The sequence below is a fragment of the Bacillus cereus group sp. BfR-BA-01350 genome (assembly GCF_022663775.1).
Taxonomy (GTDB): domain Bacteria; phylum Bacillota; class Bacilli; order Bacillales; family Bacillaceae_G; genus Bacillus_A; species Bacillus_A paranthracis.
The window spans coordinates 626,714-648,005 of record NZ_JAKUGD010000002.1; the positions used below are offsets into that span (position 1 = coordinate 626,714).

Sequence of the window (21,292 nt, forward strand, 5' to 3'; positions counted from 1 at the left end):
TAATTGCAAATATAGCAAATGATATATTTGCAATCATTCAACTCTATTTTCTATAAATGCGCCCTCTATAATGACGGTTTAAATACTGTGAAACGAATAATATACACATACTCTGGAGAAATTAACACGTAAGAAAGGAGGGATCGTTATGAAGAAGAAATTATCATCTATTGTAAGTGTTTTAGCACTTTCTATTATGTTTTTAGGTACATCTGCCCATGCTGAATACGATGGAACTAATATGAATAGAGTTAATAACACTGACATTTCAACTCGAGTGAATGACAATAACTTAGACAGAGTTAATAATGATGTAAGAACTCGAAATGTAAATACAACAAATGATTTAAATGATAATCGTGATAGAAATAATAATTGGGCTTGGCTCGGTTTATTAGGACTAGCAGGATTATTAGGTCTTAGAAGAAGAGACAAAGAAGTACGTTAATTTAGAATGTTTTTAGTAAACAAGTACTTATTTATCAAAAATATAACAAATATAAATCGCCTTTTTAAAGGCGATTTATTATTTTACTTAAATGTAACATATGTAATTCATACTTCGACGATTAATTTCGTGGCGTTAATCCGTACAATATAAACTGAATCGTATTTTCAATTTCAGTTTCATCATCCCATTTTTCTTCAGGCAATAATAAAAACCGTGTTAATAATAAACCTAATACAGCTGATAAAGTAAGTCGTAAAACAGAAGATGGGGGCATCTCAATAATCTCCCCTTCTACTTGAAACTTTGCAATTAACTTTTTAAAATGGGAAAGCAACTCTGTTTCTACTAGTTGTTGTATCTCATTTTTCAGTTCTGGCTGAAATGGCACTTCTTGAATTAATATTTTTATCATTGGAAAATGCTTTTTTGCAAATTCAAATCTATTATGAATAATAACTCTTAGAAGCCCTTCATACGATTCATACTCCGATTTAAATATTTCCTTTGCGAAGGCTTGTACGAAAAATGGTGCAGCAAACTTTGTTAATGTCGGCATGACGACTGCTAATAATAAATCTTTTTTCGTTTTATAGTAGCGGAAGATTGTTCCTTCCGCTACACCAGCCCGTTTTGCAATTTCACTTGTTGAAGTTGCAGCATAACCTTTTTCTCCAAACATATCAACAGCCGCCTCTAATATACGCATTTGACGTTCATTTCGTTTATCTGTGTTAGTTGCAGCTATTAATTCCTCCAACCAATCTTTCTGCATTTATAAAGCCCCTTTTTGTCATTTTTATATTTTGCGATGTTTCTTTAAAGCAAATACATTTCCTACTGCAAATAATATTGAAAAAAGTAATAATACGGTAAGATCTAATGCAATCTCTGTAAATCCTTGATTTCGAATCATCACCTGTCTCATTGCGTCAGCGCCATATGTGAGTGGAAATAATTTCCCTAACATTTGAAGCCACTTATTCATCGATTCAATTGGAAACAAACCAGAAAAGAAAATTTGTGGCACAATGACAAGCGGTATAAACTGGATCATTTGAAATTCATTATTTGCGTATGCCGATAAAAACGTCCCTAAAGTTAATGCCGTTAAAGAAAGCATACATGTAATAAGTAGCGTTAGCCATATGGAGCCAGCTACATACAAGTCTAAAATGTAAACTGAAAAACTTACGATAATAATGGATTGTATAAATGCAAAGATCCCAAAACCAATAATATATCCTACAACTATTTCCCATCTTTTAATTGGAGTTGATAATAACCTTTCTAAAGTACCACTTAAACGTTCTCTTACGAAAGACACCCCTGATAAAATGAATACAAAGAAAAAGGTAAAGAAACCGATTAATACAGGACCAAGTCCATCAAACATTGTAAAGTTTTTAGAGCCATGTAAATAATTCACTTCAGGTTTCATAATCGATATATCGTTCTTCTCTGTACTTTTTTGTAATATTTGAAGTACAGCACGATTTTTTGACGAATCGCTACCTTCTAATACAATATTCATTTTTCCATTTTCTAAACGAATGACTGCATCTACCTTTTGATTTTCCAGCTCAGACATTGCCTTTTCTATATTATATTCATAAATTGACGCTTCCTGATTTTTCATCACTTTTACTAACTGAGCGGGCATATCAACAACAGCAATATGCGGTACATAGTCTTTTTGTGTAAACACTAGTGACAATAACCAAAGTAATAACATAGGTGCCCCAAACATCATCGCTAACGAACGTTTATCTCGAAAAAATTGGCGAATAATACGAATGATTACACCGGTAACTCTCATGATAGAGTCACCTCTTCCAGCAAAAAGACATCTTCAATTCGTCCTGATGATACCCATTTTTTCAATTCTTCAGGTGTTCCATTCGCAACTAGCTTTCCTTCTCTAATTAACCCTAGGCGTTCACAAAATTCAGCTTCGTCCATAATGTGTGTTGTTACAATAATGGTAGTGCCTTTCTTTTTCAAATCATAAAATTTTTCCCAAATCGTTTTTCTAAGAAGCGGATCTATCCCCACTGTTGGCTCATCTAAAATTAATATTTCTGGTTCATGAAGGAGTGCTATTGCTAATGATAAACGCTTCTTCATCCCGCCTGAAAAATGCTGCACTTGCTTTTTCATATGTTGTGATAATTGTACGAGATCAAAAACCTCTTCAATTCTTTCTTTTTTATGCTTTCCCTTTAATCCATACATCGTTGCCATAAAATCTGCATTTTCATATGCTGATAATTCTTCGTATAATGCATCAGCCTGAGCCATATAACCAATTCTTTTCATTTCATTTAAATTAGGCATATTAGTATGATTAACAATCACTTCACCTTCCGTTGCCTCATTAATACCCGCAATCAATTTAATAAGAGTCGTTTTCCCTGAACCTGAAGGCCCAACTAAACCAAATATCTCTGCTTTTTCAACTTGTAATGAAAGATTGTGTAAAACTTCTTTTTTCCCAAAACTTTTTGATACAGTCCGTAAAATAATGGCAGGTTGCTTCACATATTCTTCCCCCTTCTCTAAAATGAGTGAGTACTCACTTTTATTTTACTCTTGCGTAATTATATGTCAAACTTCATTGATTAGTATGTATTTTCACTCGACGATATTAAACAATGAAACAGAGTCGACATTAGAATTTCATTTCCTAAAGTCGACTCTGTTTCATTTAAACTATAAATTTTACTTTACGTTTTTAAATTCATATACTTTCTAATTCTAGCAACATCTAAAGAATATTCGATAACTAATTGCTGTAACGGTAATATAACTGTGTCGGGATATAAATGTGCATATTGTAATGTTTCTGCATATTTTTCTAATCTTTTTTCTAAATACTTTATAATTTGATCAGGATGAGTTACTAATAAACATTTACAATAATAATGTATTTGTTCCTCAATCGCCGTATACTCTTCAATTTCGTATTCTTTATGCATGTGTACACCCCTTTAAGTTTTTTACATGAATTACTTATCACAATTTTCACTCGACAAATTTTAAGTTTTTTGATTATTTACACTATAACAAACAATCAGGGTCAAATTTTGTTACTTTATGTAACGTAGAAAATTTTTAACAAAATTGTAATGTTAACTCCTGCAAAATACATAAAACACCTTTACTCATTATTGTATAAAAAAATCGTACAACTTAATTTAGCTGCACGACTACAATCTCTGGCCTATTCAAAATTCTTTGCGGAATGATACTATTTCCTAATCCTCTACTCACTACCATTGATGTATTTTGTTCTACATATAAACCTGCTGTATATTTAGGTAAAACACCTTGATTTGGAGCAACTAACCCGCCAATAAATGGCAATCTAACTTGCCCTCCATGAGCATGTCCCGATAAAACCAAATCCAACCTCTCATTCGTATATTCCTTTATAAATTCAGGCCTGTGGGATAATAATACATTATATCTATCTGGCTGCATTTCAATTTTTGCTTTTTTAATTTCATCTATTATAATATTTCCTTCATCACGGTTTCCAGTACCAAACTCTGGATCATCAATACCTAGCAAGTTTATTTCTTGCTCACCCTTTCGAATGCTTACATGTTCATTCCTTAAAACATTGACATCATATTTCTTCAACTCTTTTTCTAAACGGTTATACTTTCCAGACCATTGTTCATGGTTTCCTGTCACAAAATATACAGGATACTTCTTTACAATTTCTCGTATTAATTGCATACTAACTTCTGCATCGTATGATTTACTGTCAATTAAATCACCCGTAATCGCAATAATATCTGGGTCTATGCTTTCAATTTTTTGAATTAACACATCTTGTTTATCGCCAAATTGTTTATTGTGTAAGTCTGAAATTTGTAGAATTTTATACCCTTTAAAAGAGGAGGGTATTTTACTAGAGGTTATTTTAACCTCAGTTATACCTATTAAATTGTTCTGTAAATATAAAAAAGTAATAAAAGCTACTAATATGCCAATAAACAATATGATTCTATTAATATTTCTCTTCATATTCTCTCCTTTTATTTTCATAAAACACTTATTTTATGTTAACAGAATTATATGATACATTTTTGATTTTTATTGAATATAGTACAGTACATGAAATTTCACATCGGATACGTCATATATATTTATTTTACCTTTATCCTCTTAATAATAAAAACACAAAAACGATTCTTTTCATACGAAAAAGAATCGTTTTCTAATTTTATACATCCAATAACATATGGTAAAGAACTGAAATAACTAAGAGAGTATTATTTAATAGCATCGATTACAACTTCAGCCGCCTCTTTAATTAGTTGATTATCATAGGTAGCCTCTTTCTCATCTTTACTAGATAAAATTGCGATGATAATAGCTGCTCTATTTGGTGGCCAAACGATCGCAATATCATTTCGTGTCCCGTAACTTCCAGCACCTGATTTATCTGCAACTACCCAGTCAGTTGGCACGCCTGCACGAATAAGTTTGTCTCCTGTCGCATTTCCTTTCATCCACTCTGTAAGTATCTTACGTTTTTCAGCAGGAAGTGCATTTCCGACCGTAAAAGCTTTAAGATTCGTAGCAATTGCTTTCGCTGTACTAGTATCACGAATATCTCCTGGAATAGCCTCGTTTAATTCTGTTTCAAAACGATCAGACATAGTAACCCGGTCCCCCATCTGTCTAAGCGCTTTTTCATACCCTTTCGGTCCACCTATTTTGTTAAATAAAATATTCCCTGCAGTATTATCACTGTAACGAACAGCAGCCTCCGCAATTTCTCCTAGTGTCATTCCAGTATCTACATATTTCTCTGTAACAGGTGAATAATTCACTAAGTCTTCTTTCGTATAAGTAATAACTTCATTTAATTTCTCAGTAGAGTTTTGCTGTAGTAATACTCCTGCTGCTAAAGCCTTATAAGTTGATGCAAAGGCAAACCTTTCGTTAGGTCGATAAGAGATTGTTTGATTTGAACCAGTATCAATCGCATATACACCTAATCGAGCATCAAATTTTTGCTCAAGTTTAGAGAATTCTTTATGTGTCGCCTGATTTTTATGTTTCACTTGTCCAGTCTTTTCTTTCGCTTCAACTTGCAATGTTCCTCCTTTAAAAGTTTCTAGACCTGTAAGACTTATACCTAATATACCAACGCATATTCCTATTTTTAGCATCCTCTTATTTTTCAAAATCATCATTCCTTTCAAGTTCTTAACACTTTTTTTACTTACATATAATAGACAATCACCGAAATAAATTTGTTCCATTATCTTAAAAAACTTTATAACTAATATCGGTGTTATTAACAAAATAAAGAGTAGCAACTATGATCGACGCTACCCCTTATTTCACACCTCATCTTTTTACTTATAAATGCTTTATATAAAATAGGGTCTCTTCCCCTGAGAAAAGTAATCAAATTTCACTAATTTTGATTAGGACTATCTGTACTAGCACCCTCACCATGTATACGTTGCTGTTTTAAATCAAAATATGCATCTAAAACTTCCTTTCCAATTATAGAATTAATTCCACTTTTGTCATTATGAAGCCATGGGACTACTACAGAAAACGCTACTTCTGGATTATCATATGGAGCATATCCGACTAACGTTAAGTTATAACATTCCATACGTTCTCCTTTTGCATTTCTACCAATTGGATCATCTCCGCCATATACAGTTTGGGCTGTCCCTGTCTTTCCAGCGGGTTTATATGGCGCATTTTTGAAGTACTTTACGCCAGTTCCATCCCCTTCTTGGAATACCCATCTAAACCCTTCTTTTATCCGGTCAATATGTTCTTTCTTCATATCAACTCGATTTAATACGACAGGTTCTATAGAGCGTATAACTTTACCAACCTCGTCTTTTATTGATTGTTCTCGTATTTCTTGTACAATTTGAGGTTGCATTCTATATCCACCATTAGCAATCGTTGAAATATATTGTGCCAATTGCAACGGCGTATACGTATCATACTGACCGATGGAAAAGTCTAGTAAAAACCCAGGTTGACTATCTACTTTTCTAGTTTGTCCAATTATTTCATTCGGTAAATCGATACCTGTTGGGACGCCTAAACCAAATTGCTTGAAATAATAGCGCATCGTATCAAATGCTCCTTGTTTAATATCCAATGAGCCATTTGGTACGTAATTAACTCCCGCAATTTTTAAAGCTGTCTGGAACATGTATACATTCGAAGATACTTGTAAAGCTCGTAAATCATTAATATTACCAAATCCAGATACATTCCACGATTTCTTAGCTTGTGTACCTTTAAATTTCATCGGTGCATCATAAAATTGATCTCCTGAATGTATTGCTCCTGTCTCATATCCCGTTAATAAAGTAGCACCTTTTACAGCAGAACCTAGCTCATACGAAGTTGTCATATTGCCTAATGCCAAATCCTCAATCTCTGTTTTCCCTTCTTTTTCTACAATCTTTTTGCCTGCCATAGATAAAATCTGTCCGTTATTTGGATTCGTCATGACGACAAAAGCTCGATCGAGCAGCGGCTCAGAACTCTTAAAAGCTCTCAAATTTTTCTCTATACTTTCTTCCACTTTCTTTTGTAATTCCATATCAATCGTTAATGTTATACTGTTACCACTTTTTCCTTTAGAGATTATTTCGGTGTTTATAATGTTTCCTGCTTTATCAGTAACATTTTTCACTTCTTCTTTTGTACCATGTAATACATCTTCATATCGCTGTTCAATATAACTTTTTCCGACACGATCATTCCGGTTATATCCGCGTACTAAGTAAGAATCTAAATTTTCTTTTGGCAAACCTTCTTCGCTACTCGTAATATTTCCTAATACAGAACGAAATAAATTTCCGTTTACATAATTACGTTCCCAATCAACCGTCGCATCTACTCCTGGAAATTTCGCAAGGTTTTCACTTATCCGCGCATACTCTTCATCTGTTACATCCTTTTTAATAATTTGTGGTGTTAGTTGATAACCCGAACTCATTTTACTTTTAATAGCTAACACCTTTAAATCTTGTGCTGTTAATTCTGCCAATTCTACTTCTGTAACGCGACCTCGCCTTAAGTCTTCTATTTTTTTATCTAACTCTTTTCCCTCTATACCCTTTTCTTTAAACGTTTCTATATCTTTTTTAGTAATCTTTGTCTCCGCACGTTTCAAATTCAACTGCATCCAAAAATCTTTTTTATCGATATCGGTTAATTTATTTATGTCTTGTTCGGGCATTTTAAGTACTTCCGCCAAGTCTTTTGCTGTTTTTAAAATAGCTTCACTCGTAATCCCCTTTACCCTTGTATACGTAATTGTGCGAAGAGGTTTATTATTAACGACTGTTTTCCCTTCTCGATCTAAAATTTGTCCACGTGGAACTGGAATACTAGTTATTGCATTTTGACTACTTTCCACTTGGTTCCTATAAGCCTCTCCCTCCACAATTTGTACTTTCCCTAGCTGCATAATAATAGCTGAGAATAGTAAAAATATGCAAAGGAACATGATATTTAACCGAATAGATATATATGTCTTCTGTTTCTTTCCTTTTTGTTCTTTCATAAATCCTCCATATAATTCTTCCGAAACTCCTCACTAATACTTAAACGTTCCCTATATATTTGAAACCATTATTCGGTTATGAATAGTGTCTTATCTTTTTTTCTAAATCTTTGTAAGTATTAATTCCTTTTTGTATAGCCGCGTAATTAATACATCTCCCTTCCTTTTTTCTCACTTGTTTTTTGTCGCTTGCAATGTGACTCATAATATATTTACCCATAGGCTGACTAGTAACTTTTCATACTGATTATTCCTTTCTTCATGCTGTAGTACTTAATAGACAATCTAAATAATAAAGTTGTTCCACATTTACAAAAAAAATAATTAACTATAAGATGAAGTAGGCTACAAAAGGGAGGATTTTATGTTACATACAAAAATAAAAAAATGGGGATTTTTTGCGGTTCTTTCTATTGTAGGTTTGATTTTACTAATTCTATTTAAAATCAACTTCATTTCAATTACTATCGCAACTTCTTCAGCCGAAAGAGGAAAAATCTTTGATCAAAATGGTGTAATACTAGCTACAAATAAGAAAGTTAAGTCTCTATATTGTACTTCTAATGATGAAAAGCTATCGAAACAAGATACATCAAACACATTAGCTTTTTTCGATCAATTTTCAAGTAAGTTTCAACATGATATTTCTTCAGAGAGCCTAAAATCTCAATTACAACAATCTTGTAAAAAACAGACTATGCATGATATACCGTTATACTCTGATATAGTTGAGAATGAACTTGCATTCATAAACAAAAACAAACCGAATAATGTAATAATTAAAGATGAATGGATTCGATATTATCCTAAACATGAAATTGGTTCACAGGTAATTGGGTATGTAGAAAATAACCTTAATTCAAAGCATATGCCGGTTGGAAAAAGTGGGATTGAGCTGCAATATGAAGATGATTTAAAAGGAAAACCGGGTAAAACTCTTATTTTTAAAATGAATAATAAAGAGTTCTTATGGAGCATTCGAAAAGTACAAAACGGAAAAGATATCCGGCTAGCTTTAGATTTTAAGTTGCAACAAAAAACGGAAGAGGCATTAAAATCTCAAATTAAGAAAACACCTGATGCTAAAGGTGGTTATGCTGTAGTGAGCGATGCAAAAACTGGCGCGATTTTAACTATGGCCAACTCAGCAGTTTTTGATCCAAATATATTACATACACATGTAACAACTAAAATAAATAACATAAAATCACTTTCGCAAAATAAAGCAATTCAAAAATTAAAATATGGTGAATCTTATGTAAATATGGCTTCTACTATAAAGCCACTTACTATTTTAATTGGATTAAACGAAAAGCTTTTTCAACCTGAAGATACGTATTTAGATAACGGTACTTTTGAGTATGATAATCAAAATAACATTACAAATGCACCCGGAACACCAACAGGTGAGATTACACCGAGGCAGGCTATCATTAATTCATCTAACACATTTATGACAGCAAAAGTAGCTCTTCCATTATTTAACCAACATAATGGCAATATAGAAAAAGTGGCACATATATGGACAGATTATTTAATGCAATTCGGCCTACGTTCTAAAACCGGGATTGATTTACCCTTTGAAGAAGACGGACAATATGAATTCCACCCTTCCAATAAGTTTGAAAATGGAATCTCCGCTTTATTAAATGCTTCATGGGGCGGAAACGAAGTGCATACTCCGCTTCAACTCGCTCAATATGCAGCAACTTTAGCAAGTAAAGGTGATAAATATAAACCTCAAATTGTAAGTGCTATTATTGGTCAAGATGGTAAAGAAACAAAAAAGTTTAAACCAATTTTAGAAAGTTCAAATCGTTACCCGACGAAATTTTGGAGTGTCGTACAAGGTGGAATGAGTCAAAATATAGAGGAGATTAAAAAGTTGCCCTTCGACGTCGCTGGTAAAACAGGTATTACAGGTTTTCCGAATGAGCAAGCAAGAATGATCAATCATTCTCTATTCATTGCATATGCTCCTACCGAAGATCCACAGATTGCCGTTTCTGTCGTTATTCCTGGTAGTAATTCAGAAAAAAACATTGCTGCTCTCGTTACATCAGAAATTTTAGAGTCCTGGAATACTCTTCAAAAAGAGAATAAAAACAAAAAGGAAGGTTCATTAAAGTGAACCTTCCTTTTTTACCAAATAGAATCTATATTTATTATTTTCCATTCACCTTCATTATTCTTTTCAAACATAAATGAGTATTTAATGTCAGTTAAAACGTACTCTTTTTGTACATATCCAGTATTACCGTTAATTGTCGATATTTTTATATATTCATCATTCTGCACTTTTTCTGGAATCCAAGCTTTTACCATTTCATTAGATACTTCATATAAAACTTGAGATTCTCGCTTTGGTTCAGCTAAAATTTTCGTTTTATTTCCAGTAACAGTTGCATATATAAAGTGTGCTTGCTTTGGTTGGTTACTTTCTGTCAATCCACTTGGTACTCTGTATACTTGTTTTGTATCATTTGCAAATTCTCCTCCCATTGTAAGAGCGACTTGCAACTCATGAAAAATATCTTCATCAAACTTCAATTCATCCTTCTTATAACTCTTCCCTTTAAAAAGAACTTCATCATTTAACGCTTTGTACAGCTCATTTTCATTTTTTGAGTTCGTACTTTGATATAGTTCATTCATAAATTGTTTTAGTGATGGATCTTGAGCAGACTCATCTTTTGTTTTAGGCTTAATTTGTGTACTACTTTGTACTGGTGATTTATTATCATCAAGCCAAGGTTGTTGAACAATAAAAAATAAAAATGTACAAGCTAAAACCACTACAATTGGCAATGCTTTTTTACGAAACAGTCTTGTATGTTTTGGAGAACCTCCCTCATTACTTTCATATATAGATTGCTTTATTTTATAAACGTATTCTTCTTCATCTTTACGGTGTTCCATTGGTCCGTTCTTTAATTTACTATACCAGTCAGGATTTTTTTTACTTTTCATCACTACTACCCTCCCCTATTAATTTTGAAACCTTACTTCTTGCTCTACTTAATCTAGATTTTACAGTTCCAATGGATACTCCTAACGTTTCAGCCATTTCTTCATAAGATAATTCATATTTTGCATCCAATATGATTATTTCACGGTGCTTTTTAGGTAGCTTTAATACAACTTTCCACACATCATTCATTTCTTCTTGCTTAAAAAATTCTTGTTCTGCCGACTGGGATTGCTTATCGTCACTAAAAAAACCTATTAAAGATATTCTTTTAAAATAAGATGATTTCAAATAGTTTATTGCCGTATTTCTTGTGATTTTTAATATCCACGTTTTAATAGATGACTCCTTTCGAAATGAATTCCAATTTTTAAATACCTTTATAAATACATCTTGCGTAATATCATCTGATAAGTGTGGATCTTTCGTAATAATAAATGAATAATTCCATACATCTTGCCAATAATCTTTTATAACATCGTCCAGCTCATCATGATTACACTTTTCAATAAACGTCTGTTCCATTTCCACACCTCAAACTTATTTGAATAAACATAAAACTACCCTCACTTTTATTATGGTTTCAATATATAGACAAGATACAAGTTTCATTTGTTCCATTTAGTTCGAGTTCTCCAATTGTATCTTTTTTAGATTTTTGTTACCAAAAAGAACCCTTATACTAAGGGTTCTGCAACAGAAAATATGAACCCCCCCCCCCCGCGCAAGGGATTAGTTCATTCAAAAGCTTATTTAGAAGCATCATGTACAGGCAAACTACTAAAGATCAGTTCAGCAACTTTTACATATCCTTTTGAGTTTGGATGAATGAAATCCTTAGACCAAAGCGTATTGTCATTAACTACATGATGATTCCAAAAGTCAATATGATGAAGCTGATACTCTCTACTCAGTGAACGTATAACTTCATTTGCCTCTAATAATTGTTCTTTTAACACTTGTTTTTTTTCTGTAGAAAATGGAAGTCTGACTGTAAAATCTGGAAGGTTTGCTATCATAATATCGGCACCTGTTTTACTTAATGTATCTATCATACATTTCATATCTTCCTTATATGCATAATGATTCCAACGTCCTTTTAATACGTCGTTTGCACCTGCAATGAGGCTAACCAAATCCGGATTAAAAGTTAACGCCTTTTCCAATTGTTGCGAGCGAATTTCTTTCGTTACTAACCCACGCTTTGCAAAATTAGCATATTCTATATCGTTTACACACAGTTGGACAAAATGATCTACCCAGCTTTTTAATGCTATACCCTCAACTTCATCCCCTATCCCCTCTGTAAAACTATCACCAATCGCTACAAATCGCTTCCACATATGTATTCCCCCTTTATTATGAACCATATCTCTACTATAAATGTTAATATGATTATAGAAGATATTATCATCCTTTAGATTTCACAGCTAGTTTTTTACAAAAACGATTTCTAAATTCTTTATTAATTAGGAGGTCTAAAAGATGAAATTTTTAAGGCAATCAACCATTATTGGCGCATTGACTGTTGGAGGATTTTTATATTCAAATACAATTGGTACGCTCCCACCTGCCTCTGCTGAATCGCAACCTACACAAAAAGAATCACGATTTTTAGATACTTGGCGGTGGCAAAACTATTTTTTATTACATCATAATGCAGATTTTATAGAAGAGTTAGCAATTGGTGACTTAAAGCATGGAGATACATTCGATGTTACTATATACACTGGTGGTAATAATGTCATTTGCAGCATGGAGTGCAATTTTTACGACTTTAATCGGAGCGATATCCGGAGCAATCTTTGCTACAATCTCTTTTAGAAATAAAAGCAAAAATGAAATACTTACATAAAAACGAATTTCTAATAAAACTCTATACAAAAAAATAGCCTATAAAATTTTATAGGCTATTTTTCATTTCATCATTATTACTTAGCTAATTCTTTCGTACCTTTCATTACATCAACGAAGAATCCCCAGTTATTCACAACAGAAGAAATACTAATATGTTCATCTGGGGTATGGACGTTGAATATATCTGGACCGAATGAAATTGCATCTAATTCAGGCATCTTTTGAACGAATACACTACATTCAATCCCAGCGTGTACAGCGAAGATTTCAACATCTTTATTGTATTTTTCTTGATGCACTTTTTCAAATAAATTACGAATTTGTGAATTCGGATTGTATGGCCATTCTGGATACTCTGACTCGATTTCAAATGTTGCACCAACTAATTCGGCAATACATTTAATCTCATCTGCAATATGTTGTTTTAAACTACTTACAGAACTTCTCACTTCGTTACGTAATTTAATTTCATCTTGCAACGTTTCAATAACACCTAAATTTGTTGAGCTTTCTACTAGACCTTTAATATCCATGCTCATACTTTGAATGCCGTTCGGAATTAAGAATAATGATGAAATAAGTTGCTTTTGTGTTTCTTTAGCAAATACTTTTTCTACTTTCTCATCTAATTTTGTAAGTGTAACATGAACATCTGGATCAACAGCACGCATTTCTTCTTGTAATACTCGTGTCCATGATTCTAGTTTTTCTTCTACTTTCTCTACATCTTCTGTACGTAATACGATTGTAGCTACACTTTCACGCGGAATTGCATTCGTTTTTAATCCACCGTGAACTTCACTTATATCAAATTGAATATTTACTGATAAATCATGTAATACTCGTCCTAATACTTTGTTCGCATTACCACGTTGTTTATCAATTTCCATACCCGAATGTCCGCCTTTTAAACCACCAACATATAATCGGTATGCATCCGTATTCGATGGAGCTTCATCCCAAATTACTGGAATTGTTTCAACAGCTTTCGCTCCACCTGCGCTACTTACAAGTAATTTATGATCTTCTTCAGAATCAATATTAATAAAAATCTTTCCTTCAAAATGATTTGAATCAACAGCGAAAGCTCCGCCCATTGTCGTTTCTTCTTCAGTAGTAATAACTACTTCTAGTGCTGGATGTGGAATGTCTTTTGAATCTAATAAAGCTAATGCATATGCAACTGCAATACCATTATCAGCTCCTAAAGTCGTTTGATTTGCATATAACATGTCCCCGATAATTCTTAATTCAATTGGATCTTTTTCAAAATCATGTACGGTTGCTTGATTTTTTTCGCAAACCATATCCATATGACCTTGAATGATAATAGCTGGTACATTTTCATAACCAGCAGTTGCTTCTTTTTTAATAATGACATTTAATGCTTCATCTTGAATCACTTCTAAATTACGCTCTTTCGCAAAGCCAACTAGAAAATCACTAATTTCCTTTTCATTACCTGATCCTCTAGGAATCTTTGAAATTTCTGCAAAATGATAAAATACAGGGTGCTTTGTTAATTGTTCTAAAGTAGAATACATTTTTAAGCTCCTCTCAAAATAACAAAATAATATGTAAGTCTTTTATCATTATACCATGATTCATAATTTTACTTTTCTTTTAACTTTTAATATGATGTTCATTTTATGTACAACACTATTACAACATTGTAAGGATGTTGTAATTTATATCGATTTTTCTCATTTCACAATAATCATATACTGTGTAAAGAAACAAATTGAAGGAGATAAAGAAAATGAAACAGTTTGTAGCAATTATTACACTATGTTTATTATTTTCTAGTTTTACTATTGACTGTGAGAGAGAATCACTAAATCGAATTGGTAAAGATGTATATTACGTACAGATACAAGGCGAGGGAACTATCGAAAAAGTTGAAGGTAAAAACTTAAGAAACTACACACTGCCTGCTTATGACGAAGACGGAGTAAAAAAACAAATTACATTTAGAAGTAAGAAAGCATCAAACGAACAGAAATTAAATGAAAATGCATTTTTATGTCTTTATGTAAATCAAGATGATAAGAGCAAAAATGAAATCTCATCAATTGAAGTGAAGTCATATGAAGAGGTTCAGGAAGCTGAGTTACCTGCAAAAGTAAAAGAAAAATTAAATGCTAAATAAAAAACAAAAGAAAATGCTCTATGCATTTTCTTTTGTTTTTTTCACCCGTATATATTTTGAACTGCTATTATTCATCAGTTTCTCTAATCGATTTATATTTTCCGTTAATGCACCTTTCACAAGAGAGAAATCTGTATTCGGTTCTTCTTTTTTTTCTTTAAAAAACGAAGACTTTTGTACATTTACCTCAGCCATCTCTTCTCCCCCTTTTCAAAAAGATACAACCTTCTATTTATATTATATCGTAAATGTAGACAGCCTGTACACGTATCATTTTCTTTTTAATTCTTCTTCTAAATCTTCTACTTGCTGTAATGTATCTCCTTTTATTAACGAGAAATCCGTTGTATCTTCATTGTCTTCTTTAAAAAAATCATTGTCATTATTTTTTATCACTACAATCACCTCTACGTGCTAGTGTAGGAATGATTGTCCGATTTTATACAAGTTTGTCTAAATTCGCTTTACCTTTATGTATAAGTGAAAAGGACAGAAAAAATTTCTGTCCTTATTTACTAAAATAACTATGATGTATTGTTAAATTATATACATTTTCAAAATCTCGATCTTGCAGGTTATTTTTCTTCCCATCAATGACAATGAAAACATCACTCACTATTTTTGCTGGTATAATTCCGACATTTTCTACTTGTACTGCTTTCTGCTCATTCAATTGCTCAATGTACTCTAATGGAATAATCGTACTAAATTGAGAACGGATACCGCGAAAGTTTGTATTTAATTCCTTTACCGCTTCAAATACAACAATTTTTGCTCCAATCTTTTCCCCATACGAATCTAAAAATGCGTTTAAGCTTTTTGTATATTCTTCCTCCGTATGCCATTCCATCGTACCGAACACTGCTGGATTGACATTTTGAATGATTGTTGTGTATATTTCTCCTCTTGCTTTAGAAGCAATTAATGACCGTTTTATCGATTGAACTGTCTTGCCGATATCGCTAAATTTCGCTCCCCATATTTCTGAAATATTAGGTGTTAAAATAAATGCAATATCAACGAAAATAACCATTGCAGTGAACATTAAAAGATTTTTCCAGAGGGTTAAATCAATTCCTTTTATCATGAAATACACGGTGACTGATATTATAAACAACCCATACCAAGTCTTTCTAATACGTTGCTTCTTCTCCTCGTACAACTCTTCGTTTTTCCAATAAAAGAAAACAAGTACTAGAAAAACGATTGCTAAAATAAATAAGCCGATTCGAATGTTAGAGATCACCAATGACATCACCCTCCATTCAAAAACTACTCACGATATCATTACATGCACAAGCAACTCTCTTTATGACAAAAGACGTGGACAAGCTTCTAAATTTAGCTACATTGCATATACATTAGAAGGTGCCACGTCTTTTATCCTGAATCTACATTGTATATGTAGACAAGCATGGGTTTCAAATTTTCATGTTAAAAAGTAATATGTTTCGGAATTTCTCCTTCAGGTACTTCTCCATCCATACTTAAGTAATAATGGCGAATCGGACGTAAATTTTCGTCTAATTCATACACGAGCGGAATACTCGTTGGAATATTTAATGAAACAACACCATCACTTGAAAGATTGTCTAAATATTTTACTAGCGAGCGAATTGTGTTACCATGCGATGAAATGATTACTTTGTTACCATTCTTTAATTTCGGCGCAATTTCTGAATGCCAATACTCAAGTACTCTTTTCTCCGTATCCACTAAACATTCTGTCAATGGAAACTCACCTTTTTTCAGTGCTTTATATCTTGGATCATTCATTTCATACCTAGGATCATCTTCAGTAAGAGCAGGTGGTCTTACATCAATACTCCTTCTCCAAATATGAACTTGCTCCTCACCATATTTTTGCGCGGTTTCATCTTTATTCAAACCTTGCAATGCACCATAATGTCTTTCATTTAGCTTCCAAGATTTATGTACTGGTACCCAGGCAAGATTCATTTCATGAAGTACAATCCATAACGTCCGAATTGCTCGTTTTAATACAGATGTATAAGCTACATCAAAAGTATATCCATTTTTCTTTAATATCGCTCCTGCTTCTCTCGCTTCACTTAATCCATTCTCTGATAAATCTACATCTGTCCATCCAGTAAAACGATTTTCAAGATTCCATAAACTCTGTCCGTGACGAATAAGTACAAGTTTTATCATTATAATTCCCCTCTCGGAAATGTGAATTTTATTGTTCCATTGCGTACACGTATAAAGTATCTAGTAATGTATCTTTTTATCCATTCACTCTATGATAGCTCCATAGTTGCCAAATGTATGGATAAAATTTGTTCTTTTTCAAACTATAAAAACAGATATATTTCTTTTTATTTTTGATCGATTGCAACTTCCCTTTTCGATATCCAAGCATCAAAACCTGATCGGCTATGTGCCATTTCATTCATAACTTGATGCCAATTTTCTTCACACGATTCACCAAATTTTGAAAAAATGGCACCCATTTGTTGTCTTTGTACATCACTCAGTTTCTTTTCTAAATCGGCACCTTTTTCTGTTAAAGATAACTGTTTCACACGGCGATCATGTGTAGCTTCATTACTCTCAATTAAGCTCTTTTCCACAAGTTGTCGTAATGGTCCGTGAAGAGCTTGTTTACTTATTTCTAGTAGTGATAATAACTCATTTACACTTATCCCTGGAAAGCGTGCGATAAAAAATAAAATTCGATGATGTACTCTTTGAATACCATACTCTTTTATAATTTCATCTGGCTTTTCAGTAAATGTTTTATATGCAAAGTAAAATAAGGCTAATGCTTCATTCATCTGTTCTTCTTTATGTTGTGTCATCTACTTTCCCCCTGTATGTAAATTATACCACATTCTCGTAATGAATTTTTAAATCCATACTCTAGAGCTACTTTCGTTTATTACAAGACAGCAAAACAACGAGGAGATGATTCACTTGAAAACGCAATATACTGTTAGTACTTATTTATTAGACCGACTAAGCGAATTAGGAATTGAACATATTTTTGGTGTCCCTGGTGATTATAATTTGGCTTTTTTAGATGATGTAATAGCACATGAAAATGTAGAGTGGATTGGTAATTGTAATGAATTAAATGCGGCATATGCTGCAGATGGATATGCTCGTATAAAAGGAATCGGTGCTCTTATTACCACCTTTGGCGTTGGGGAATTAAGTGCCATTAACGGAATTGCTGGTTCATATGCTGAAAATGTACCCGTTATAAAAATAACAGGTACGCCAACAACAACTGTAATGGAAAATGGAGAGCTCGTTCATCATACGTTAGGCGACGGAAAGTTTAATCACTTTTCCAATATGTATCGAGAAATTACCGTTGCACAAACTAATTTAACCCCAGAACATGCTGCTGAGGAAATTGACCGTGTGTTACGTGCATGTTGGAATGAAAAACGCCCTGTTCATATTAATTTGCCGATTGATGTGTATAATAAACCAATTAATAAACCTACAGAACCAATTTTACATAAACCGATTTTAAGTAATAAAGAAACACTGGATAAAATGCTTCTACATGCCATTTCAAAAATAAATAGTGCAAAGAAACCTATTATTTTAGCTGATTTTGAAGTGGATCGTTTTCATGCTAAAGAATATTTATATCAATTTGTAGAAAAAACAGGGTTTCCTATTGCAACGTTAAGTATGGGAAAAGGAATATTTCCAGAAAAACACCCTCAATTTATAGGGATTTATACTGGTGATGTAAGTTCTCCATACTTGCGTAAAAGAATTGATGAATCTGACTGTATTATTAGTATTGGTGTGAAGTTAACTGATACTATTACAGGTGGCTTCACACAAGGTTTTACGAAAGAACAAGTTATTGAAATTCATCCCTACACTGTGAAAATTACAGATAAAAAATACGGGCCAGTTGTAATGAAAGATGTTTTACAACAGTTAAGTGATGTAATTAAGCATGGAAATGAAGAAACGCTTGATATTAAGCCATTTATTTCAGAATCGCTATCTATGACAGAAGAGTTCAATCCAAAAGCACAAATGGTTACACAAAAACGCTTTTGGCAGCAAATGTACCATTTCTTACAGGAAAACGACGTCTTACTTGCAGAGCAAGGAACACCTTTCTTTGGTAGTGCCGCTATCCCTTTACCAAACAACACTACATATGTAGCGCAACCATTATGGGGATCGATTGGCTATACATTACCTGCTCTACTTGGTACACAGCTCGCTAATATATCGCGGCGCAACATTTTAATTATTGGCGATGGTTCTTTCCAATTAACTGTCCAAGAGTTATCGACCATGCTTCGTCAAAATTTAAAACCGATTATATTTTTAATTAATAACAATGGTTATACTGTTGAACGTGCAATTCATGGTCAAATTGAACCATATAATGACATACAAATGTGGGAGTACACAAAACTAGCGAACGTATTCGGAACAGAAGAAAAAAGCCTAACATGTAAAGTGGAAAATGAAATAGAGTTACAAGAAGTCTTAACTAAAATAAGTAATGATAAGGATCAACTTACCTTTGTTGAAGTTGTAATGAGCCAAGGGGATCAGCCTGAACTGCTAGCTAAACTTGGGAAAAGATTCGGCCAACAAAATTCTTAATATAAAAAGCATAACCTAATTATATAAAAAGAAAAGGATGGAAAGTTCCACCCTTTTCTTTTTATATATACTATTTTAAGAACCTTCTTCGACTAACGTCTCGTGTGACAAGTCAAAATTCTTAATCAACCTTTAACTTTATAGCTTTTGTAGCAATAAATGTTTTAATATGCTTATCTAATATCCTTGTTCCACCAAAATCATCCTCATAAAAACCTGTTATAATAAAACCCGCTTCAATTTGGCCTTGGATTTGATCTTCCAGTGTATGCGCATATTCTATTGTTTGATTTGAATCGATGTAATCTTGAACTTTATCCTTTGGTAAATAATCCAATGTCGATGAAGGGATTGAATGTTTTACATCAAGAATACCTTTTTGTTCTTGATTATCATCAAAAATCCATAGTAACGGATTTGTAAATCCAGAAATGAGAATACCTTTATTCTTTAAAACCCTTGAAACTTCATTCCATACAAGATGTACATCTTTTACAAATAAATTAGAAACAGGATTTACAACAATATCAAAATATTCATCCTCAAAATCACTAAGGTCTGACATATCTCCTTGAACTGTTTTTAAAGTTAACCCATCCCGTTCTGCTACCTTTTTATCTTGTTCCAACTGCTTTCTTGATATATCAGTAACTGTTACATCCGCCCCAGCAGCAGCTAGAACAGGTGCTTGTTGCCCTCCACCTGACGCTAAGCAAAGTATCTTTAATCCATCTAATGATTTTGGAAACCAATCTCTAGGAACTGATTTTTCTGTGGTAACTGTGATTTCCCATTCACCTGTTTTACTTCTTTCAATAACCTCGCTACTTACAGGTTGTGTATATCTAGAACCTTCTTCAACCTTTTTATCCCATGCATTACTGTTTTGTTAAGTTGTATCCATTATAACTATTCCCCCTAGCTATCTTGTTACATTTTAAGTGTAAGATCATTTACTATTTATGCTTTTTTTCTATTAACCTAACCAATAATTAATACATATTTTTCTATATTTATATTAATAGATAAAAAGTAGTAAGAAAAATAAAATATTCTAAATAGAAAAAACACAAATTCATTTAAACAAATAAAAAGGCATTCCAAACTTGTTGACGGTTGGAACACCTTTTTATTTGTTATTTAAATTTTCAACCTCTTAACTACACCCATTAAACAAATCAATTACAATTTATTCCGCAAGCGTTAACTGCCAAGACACACCATACTTATCATTTAACCAACCAAATCTTTTGCTAAACGGATAGGCACCTAAAGGCATAAGTACTGCTCCATCCTCCGCTAGTTTATTAAAAGCTGTTTCAATTTCTTCTTCCGTATCACAAGTTACATAAAGAGACATAGCTGGAGTGAACGTAAAATTATGATTTACATAACTATCAATACACATAAACTCTTGGCCATTTAGCGTAAACGTTGCATGAATTACAGTACCCTCTTTACCAGGTCCGTTTTCATCGTAGCGAGAGATATTTACAATTTCTGATTGATCGAATAGCGACGTGTAAAAGTTCATCGCTTCCTCAGCTTTGCCTTCAAACATTAAAAACGTAGTAATTTTTTGATTTGTGTTACTCATTTAGAGACAACCCCTTGCTATGTATTTATGCAAAATATACATCGGTTAACAAAAACGAACATACATTCTCATAAATGTATTGTCCA

Annotated in this window: 22 protein-coding genes and 1 pseudogene; 5 read left to right on the plus strand and 18 right to left on the minus strand. The window is 32.8% G+C overall.

Annotated features, from left to right (window positions below):
• The first annotated feature begins 148 nt into the window (after window positions 1-148).
• Entirely contained in the window at window positions 149-448 is a 300-nt protein-coding gene (locus MR147_RS07410) for a WGxxGxxG family protein (RefSeq protein WP_000728162.1), read from the plus strand.
• 121 nt (window positions 449-569) lie between these two features.
• Here MR147_RS07410 and MR147_RS07415 read toward each other — a convergent pair whose 3' ends face one another.
• The 7 genes from MR147_RS07415 to MR147_RS07445 form a co-directional block, all read right to left on the minus strand.
• Window positions 570-1,223: a TetR/AcrR family transcriptional regulator gene (locus MR147_RS07415; protein ID WP_074610371.1), complete on the minus strand. Its 654-nt coding sequence runs from the start codon at window positions 1,221-1,223 to the stop codon at window positions 570-572.
• 24 nt (window positions 1,224-1,247) lie between these two features.
• Window positions 1,248-2,267 carry an ABC transporter permease gene (locus MR147_RS07420; RefSeq protein ID WP_001266741.1) on the minus strand — a complete coding sequence of 340 codons (1,020 nt, stop codon included), beginning with the start codon at window positions 2,265-2,267 and terminating at the stop codon, window positions 1,248-1,250.
• Window positions 2,264-2,989: an ABC transporter ATP-binding protein gene (locus tag MR147_RS07425; protein WP_074610374.1), complete on the minus strand. Its 726-nt coding sequence runs from the start codon at window positions 2,987-2,989 to the stop codon at window positions 2,264-2,266. Before MR147_RS07425 ends, MR147_RS07420 begins: the two co-directional genes overlap by 4 nt.
• 185 nt (window positions 2,990-3,174) lie before the next feature.
• Window positions 3,175-3,426, minus strand: coding sequence for a hypothetical protein (locus MR147_RS07430; RefSeq protein ID WP_000548624.1), 252 nt, complete (start codon window positions 3,424-3,426; stop codon window positions 3,175-3,177).
• Between the two features lie 214 nt (window positions 3,427-3,640).
• On the minus strand, window positions 3,641-4,483 hold the full coding sequence (locus tag MR147_RS07435; RefSeq protein WP_074610376.1) for a metallophosphoesterase: 843 nt from the start codon (window positions 4,481-4,483) through the stop codon (window positions 3,641-3,643).
• A gap of 248 nt (window positions 4,484-4,731) precedes the next feature.
• On the minus strand, window positions 4,732-5,658 hold the full coding sequence (gene bla / locus MR147_RS07440; RefSeq protein ID WP_396022879.1) for a class A beta-lactamase Bla1: 927 nt from the start codon (window positions 5,656-5,658) through the stop codon (window positions 4,732-4,734).
• Window positions 5,659-5,888: 230 nt separating this feature from the next.
• Window positions 5,889-8,021 carry a peptidoglycan D,D-transpeptidase FtsI family protein gene (locus MR147_RS07445; RefSeq protein ID WP_074610988.1) on the minus strand — a complete coding sequence of 711 codons (2,133 nt, stop codon included), beginning with the start codon at window positions 8,019-8,021 and terminating at the stop codon, window positions 5,889-5,891.
• Window positions 8,022-8,385: 364 nt separating this feature from the next.
• On the opposite strand from MR147_RS07445, the gene MR147_RS07450 reads away from it, so the two are divergent.
• The gene (locus tag MR147_RS07450; RefSeq protein ID WP_074610990.1) at window positions 8,386-10,152 is read left to right on the plus strand and encodes a peptidoglycan D,D-transpeptidase FtsI family protein; all 1,767 of its coding nucleotides are present in this window, start codon (window positions 8,386-8,388) and stop codon (window positions 10,150-10,152) included.
• Window positions 10,153-10,163: 11 nt separating this feature from the next.
• Here MR147_RS07450 and MR147_RS07455 read toward each other — a convergent pair whose 3' ends face one another.
• From MR147_RS07455 to MR147_RS07465, 3 genes are all read right to left on the minus strand, one after another.
• Window positions 10,164-10,991: an anti-sigma factor gene (locus MR147_RS07455; protein ID WP_074610992.1), complete on the minus strand. Its 828-nt coding sequence runs from the start codon at window positions 10,989-10,991 to the stop codon at window positions 10,164-10,166.
• The gene (locus MR147_RS07460) at window positions 10,981-11,514 is read right to left on the minus strand and encodes an RNA polymerase sigma factor (RefSeq protein WP_000438317.1); all 534 of its coding nucleotides are present in this window, start codon (window positions 11,512-11,514) and stop codon (window positions 10,981-10,983) included. The genes MR147_RS07455 and MR147_RS07460 overlap by 11 nt, the downstream gene beginning before the upstream one ends.
• 224 nt (window positions 11,515-11,738) lie before the next feature.
• On the minus strand, window positions 11,739-12,332 hold the full coding sequence (locus tag MR147_RS07465) for an SGNH/GDSL hydrolase family protein (protein WP_242303892.1): 594 nt from the start codon (window positions 12,330-12,332) through the stop codon (window positions 11,739-11,741).
• A gap of 142 nt (window positions 12,333-12,474) precedes the next feature.
• Between MR147_RS07465 and MR147_RS07470 the strand changes: the two are divergent.
• A pseudogene (locus MR147_RS07470) lies at window positions 12,475-12,732 on the plus strand (DUF5065 family protein); the annotation flags it as partial.
• A 188-nt stretch (window positions 12,733-12,920) separates the two neighbouring features.
• On the opposite strand, the gene pepD reads toward MR147_RS07470, so the two are convergent.
• Window positions 12,921-14,390, minus strand: a complete 1,470-nt coding sequence (gene pepD, locus MR147_RS07475) for a beta-Ala-His dipeptidase (RefSeq protein ID WP_048554381.1) — start codon at window positions 14,388-14,390, stop codon at window positions 12,921-12,923.
• A 215-nt stretch (window positions 14,391-14,605) separates the two neighbouring features.
• Here pepD and MR147_RS07480 point away from each other — a divergent pair, with 215 nt between their 5' ends.
• Window positions 14,606-14,995 (plus strand): YxeA family protein, encoded by a 390-nt coding sequence (locus MR147_RS07480; protein WP_074606363.1) that lies wholly within the window; start codon window positions 14,606-14,608, stop codon window positions 14,993-14,995.
• Window positions 14,996-15,013: 18 nt separating this feature from the next.
• On the opposite strand, the gene spoIISB is transcribed toward MR147_RS07480, so the two are convergent.
• The 5 genes from spoIISB to MR147_RS07505 form a co-directional block, all read right to left on the minus strand.
• The gene (spoIISB, locus tag MR147_RS07485) at window positions 15,014-15,190 is read right to left on the minus strand and encodes a stage II sporulation protein SB (RefSeq protein WP_000852620.1); all 177 of its coding nucleotides are present in this window, start codon (window positions 15,188-15,190) and stop codon (window positions 15,014-15,016) included.
• Window positions 15,191-15,265: 75 nt separating this feature from the next.
• On the minus strand, window positions 15,266-15,391 hold the full coding sequence (locus tag MR147_RS07490; protein ID WP_139302694.1) for a D-alanyl-D-alanine carboxypeptidase: 126 nt from the start codon (window positions 15,389-15,391) through the stop codon (window positions 15,266-15,268).
• A 112-nt stretch (window positions 15,392-15,503) separates the two neighbouring features.
• On the minus strand, window positions 15,504-16,241 hold the full coding sequence (locus MR147_RS07495; protein WP_139302696.1) for a type II toxin-antitoxin system SpoIISA family toxin: 738 nt from the start codon (window positions 16,239-16,241) through the stop codon (window positions 15,504-15,506).
• 188 nt (window positions 16,242-16,429) lie between these two features.
• Window positions 16,430-17,167: a 2,3-diphosphoglycerate-dependent phosphoglycerate mutase gene (gene gpmA / locus MR147_RS07500; protein ID WP_074606357.1), complete on the minus strand. Its 738-nt coding sequence runs from the start codon at window positions 17,165-17,167 to the stop codon at window positions 16,430-16,432.
• Between the two features lie 167 nt (window positions 17,168-17,334).
• Window positions 17,335-17,817, minus strand: coding sequence for a MarR family winged helix-turn-helix transcriptional regulator (locus tag MR147_RS07505; RefSeq protein WP_074606355.1), 483 nt, complete (start codon window positions 17,815-17,817; stop codon window positions 17,335-17,337).
• Between the two features lie 106 nt (window positions 17,818-17,923).
• Here MR147_RS07505 and MR147_RS07510 point away from each other — a divergent pair, with 106 nt between their 5' ends.
• Window positions 17,924-19,609, plus strand: a complete 1,686-nt coding sequence (locus tag MR147_RS07510; RefSeq protein WP_242303893.1) for an alpha-keto acid decarboxylase family protein — start codon at window positions 17,924-17,926, stop codon at window positions 19,607-19,609.
• A gap of 121 nt (window positions 19,610-19,730) precedes the next feature.
• Here MR147_RS07510 and MR147_RS07515 read toward each other — a convergent pair whose 3' ends face one another.
• A complete protein-coding gene (locus MR147_RS07515) occupies window positions 19,731-20,426 on the minus strand; it encodes a class I SAM-dependent methyltransferase (RefSeq protein WP_242303905.1) in 696 nt (231 codons plus the stop codon).
• Window positions 20,427-20,798: 372 nt separating this feature from the next.
• On the minus strand, window positions 20,799-21,206 hold the full coding sequence (locus MR147_RS07520) for a VOC family protein (protein WP_044791804.1): 408 nt from the start codon (window positions 21,204-21,206) through the stop codon (window positions 20,799-20,801).
• Window positions 21,207-21,292: the final 86 nt, after the last annotated feature.

Bases quoted from the DNA above. Each gene is read 5' to 3' on its own strand.
- MR147_RS07410 (WP_000728162.1), top strand. From the start codon at position 149: ATGAAGAAGAAATTATCATCTATTGTAAGTGTTTTAGCACTTTCTATT.
- MR147_RS07415 (WP_074610371.1), bottom strand. From the start codon at position 1,223: ATGCAGAAAGATTGGTTGGAGGAATTAATAGCTGCAACTAACACAGAT.
- MR147_RS07420 (WP_001266741.1), bottom strand. From the start codon at position 2,267: ATGAGAGTTACCGGTGTAATCATTCGTATTATTCGCCAATTTTTTCGA.
- MR147_RS07430 (WP_000548624.1), bottom strand. From the start codon at position 3,426: ATGCATAAAGAATACGAAATTGAAGAGTATACGGCGATTGAGGAACAA.
- MR147_RS07435 (WP_074610376.1), bottom strand. From the start codon at position 4,483: ATGAAGAGAAATATTAATAGAATCATATTGTTTATTGGCATATTAGTA.
- bla (WP_396022879.1), bottom strand. From the start codon at position 5,658: ATGATTTTGAAAAATAAGAGGATGCTAAAAATAGGAATATGCGTTGGT.
- MR147_RS07445 (WP_074610988.1), bottom strand. From the start codon at position 8,021: ATGAAAGAACAAAAAGGAAAGAAACAGAAGACATATATATCTATTCGG.
- MR147_RS07450 (WP_074610990.1), top strand. From the start codon at position 8,386: ATGTTACATACAAAAATAAAAAAATGGGGATTTTTTGCGGTTCTTTCT.
- MR147_RS07455 (WP_074610992.1), bottom strand. From the start codon at position 10,991: ATGAAAAGTAAAAAAAATCCTGACTGGTATAGTAAATTAAAGAACGGA.
- MR147_RS07460 (WP_000438317.1), bottom strand. From the start codon at position 11,514: ATGGAACAGACGTTTATTGAAAAGTGTAATCATGATGAGCTGGACGAT.
- MR147_RS07465 (WP_242303892.1), bottom strand. From the start codon at position 12,332: ATGTGGAAGCGATTTGTAGCGATTGGTGATAGTTTTACAGAGGGGATA.
- pepD (WP_048554381.1), bottom strand. From the start codon at position 14,390: ATGTATTCTACTTTAGAACAATTAACAAAGCACCCTGTATTTTATCAT.
- MR147_RS07480 (WP_074606363.1), top strand. From the start codon at position 14,606: ATGAAACAGTTTGTAGCAATTATTACACTATGTTTATTATTTTCTAGT.
- spoIISB (WP_000852620.1), bottom strand. From the start codon at position 15,190: ATGGCTGAGGTAAATGTACAAAAGTCTTCGTTTTTTAAAGAAAAAAAA.
- gpmA (WP_074606357.1), bottom strand. From the start codon at position 17,167: ATGATAAAACTTGTACTTATTCGTCACGGACAGAGTTTATGGAATCTT.
- MR147_RS07505 (WP_074606355.1), bottom strand. From the start codon at position 17,817: ATGACACAACATAAAGAAGAACAGATGAATGAAGCATTAGCCTTATTT.
- MR147_RS07510 (WP_242303893.1), top strand. From the start codon at position 17,924: ATGATTCACTTGAAAACGCAATATACTGTTAGTACTTATTTATTAGAC.
- MR147_RS07520 (WP_044791804.1), bottom strand. From the start codon at position 21,206: ATGAGTAACACAAATCAAAAAATTACTACGTTTTTAATGTTTGAAGGC.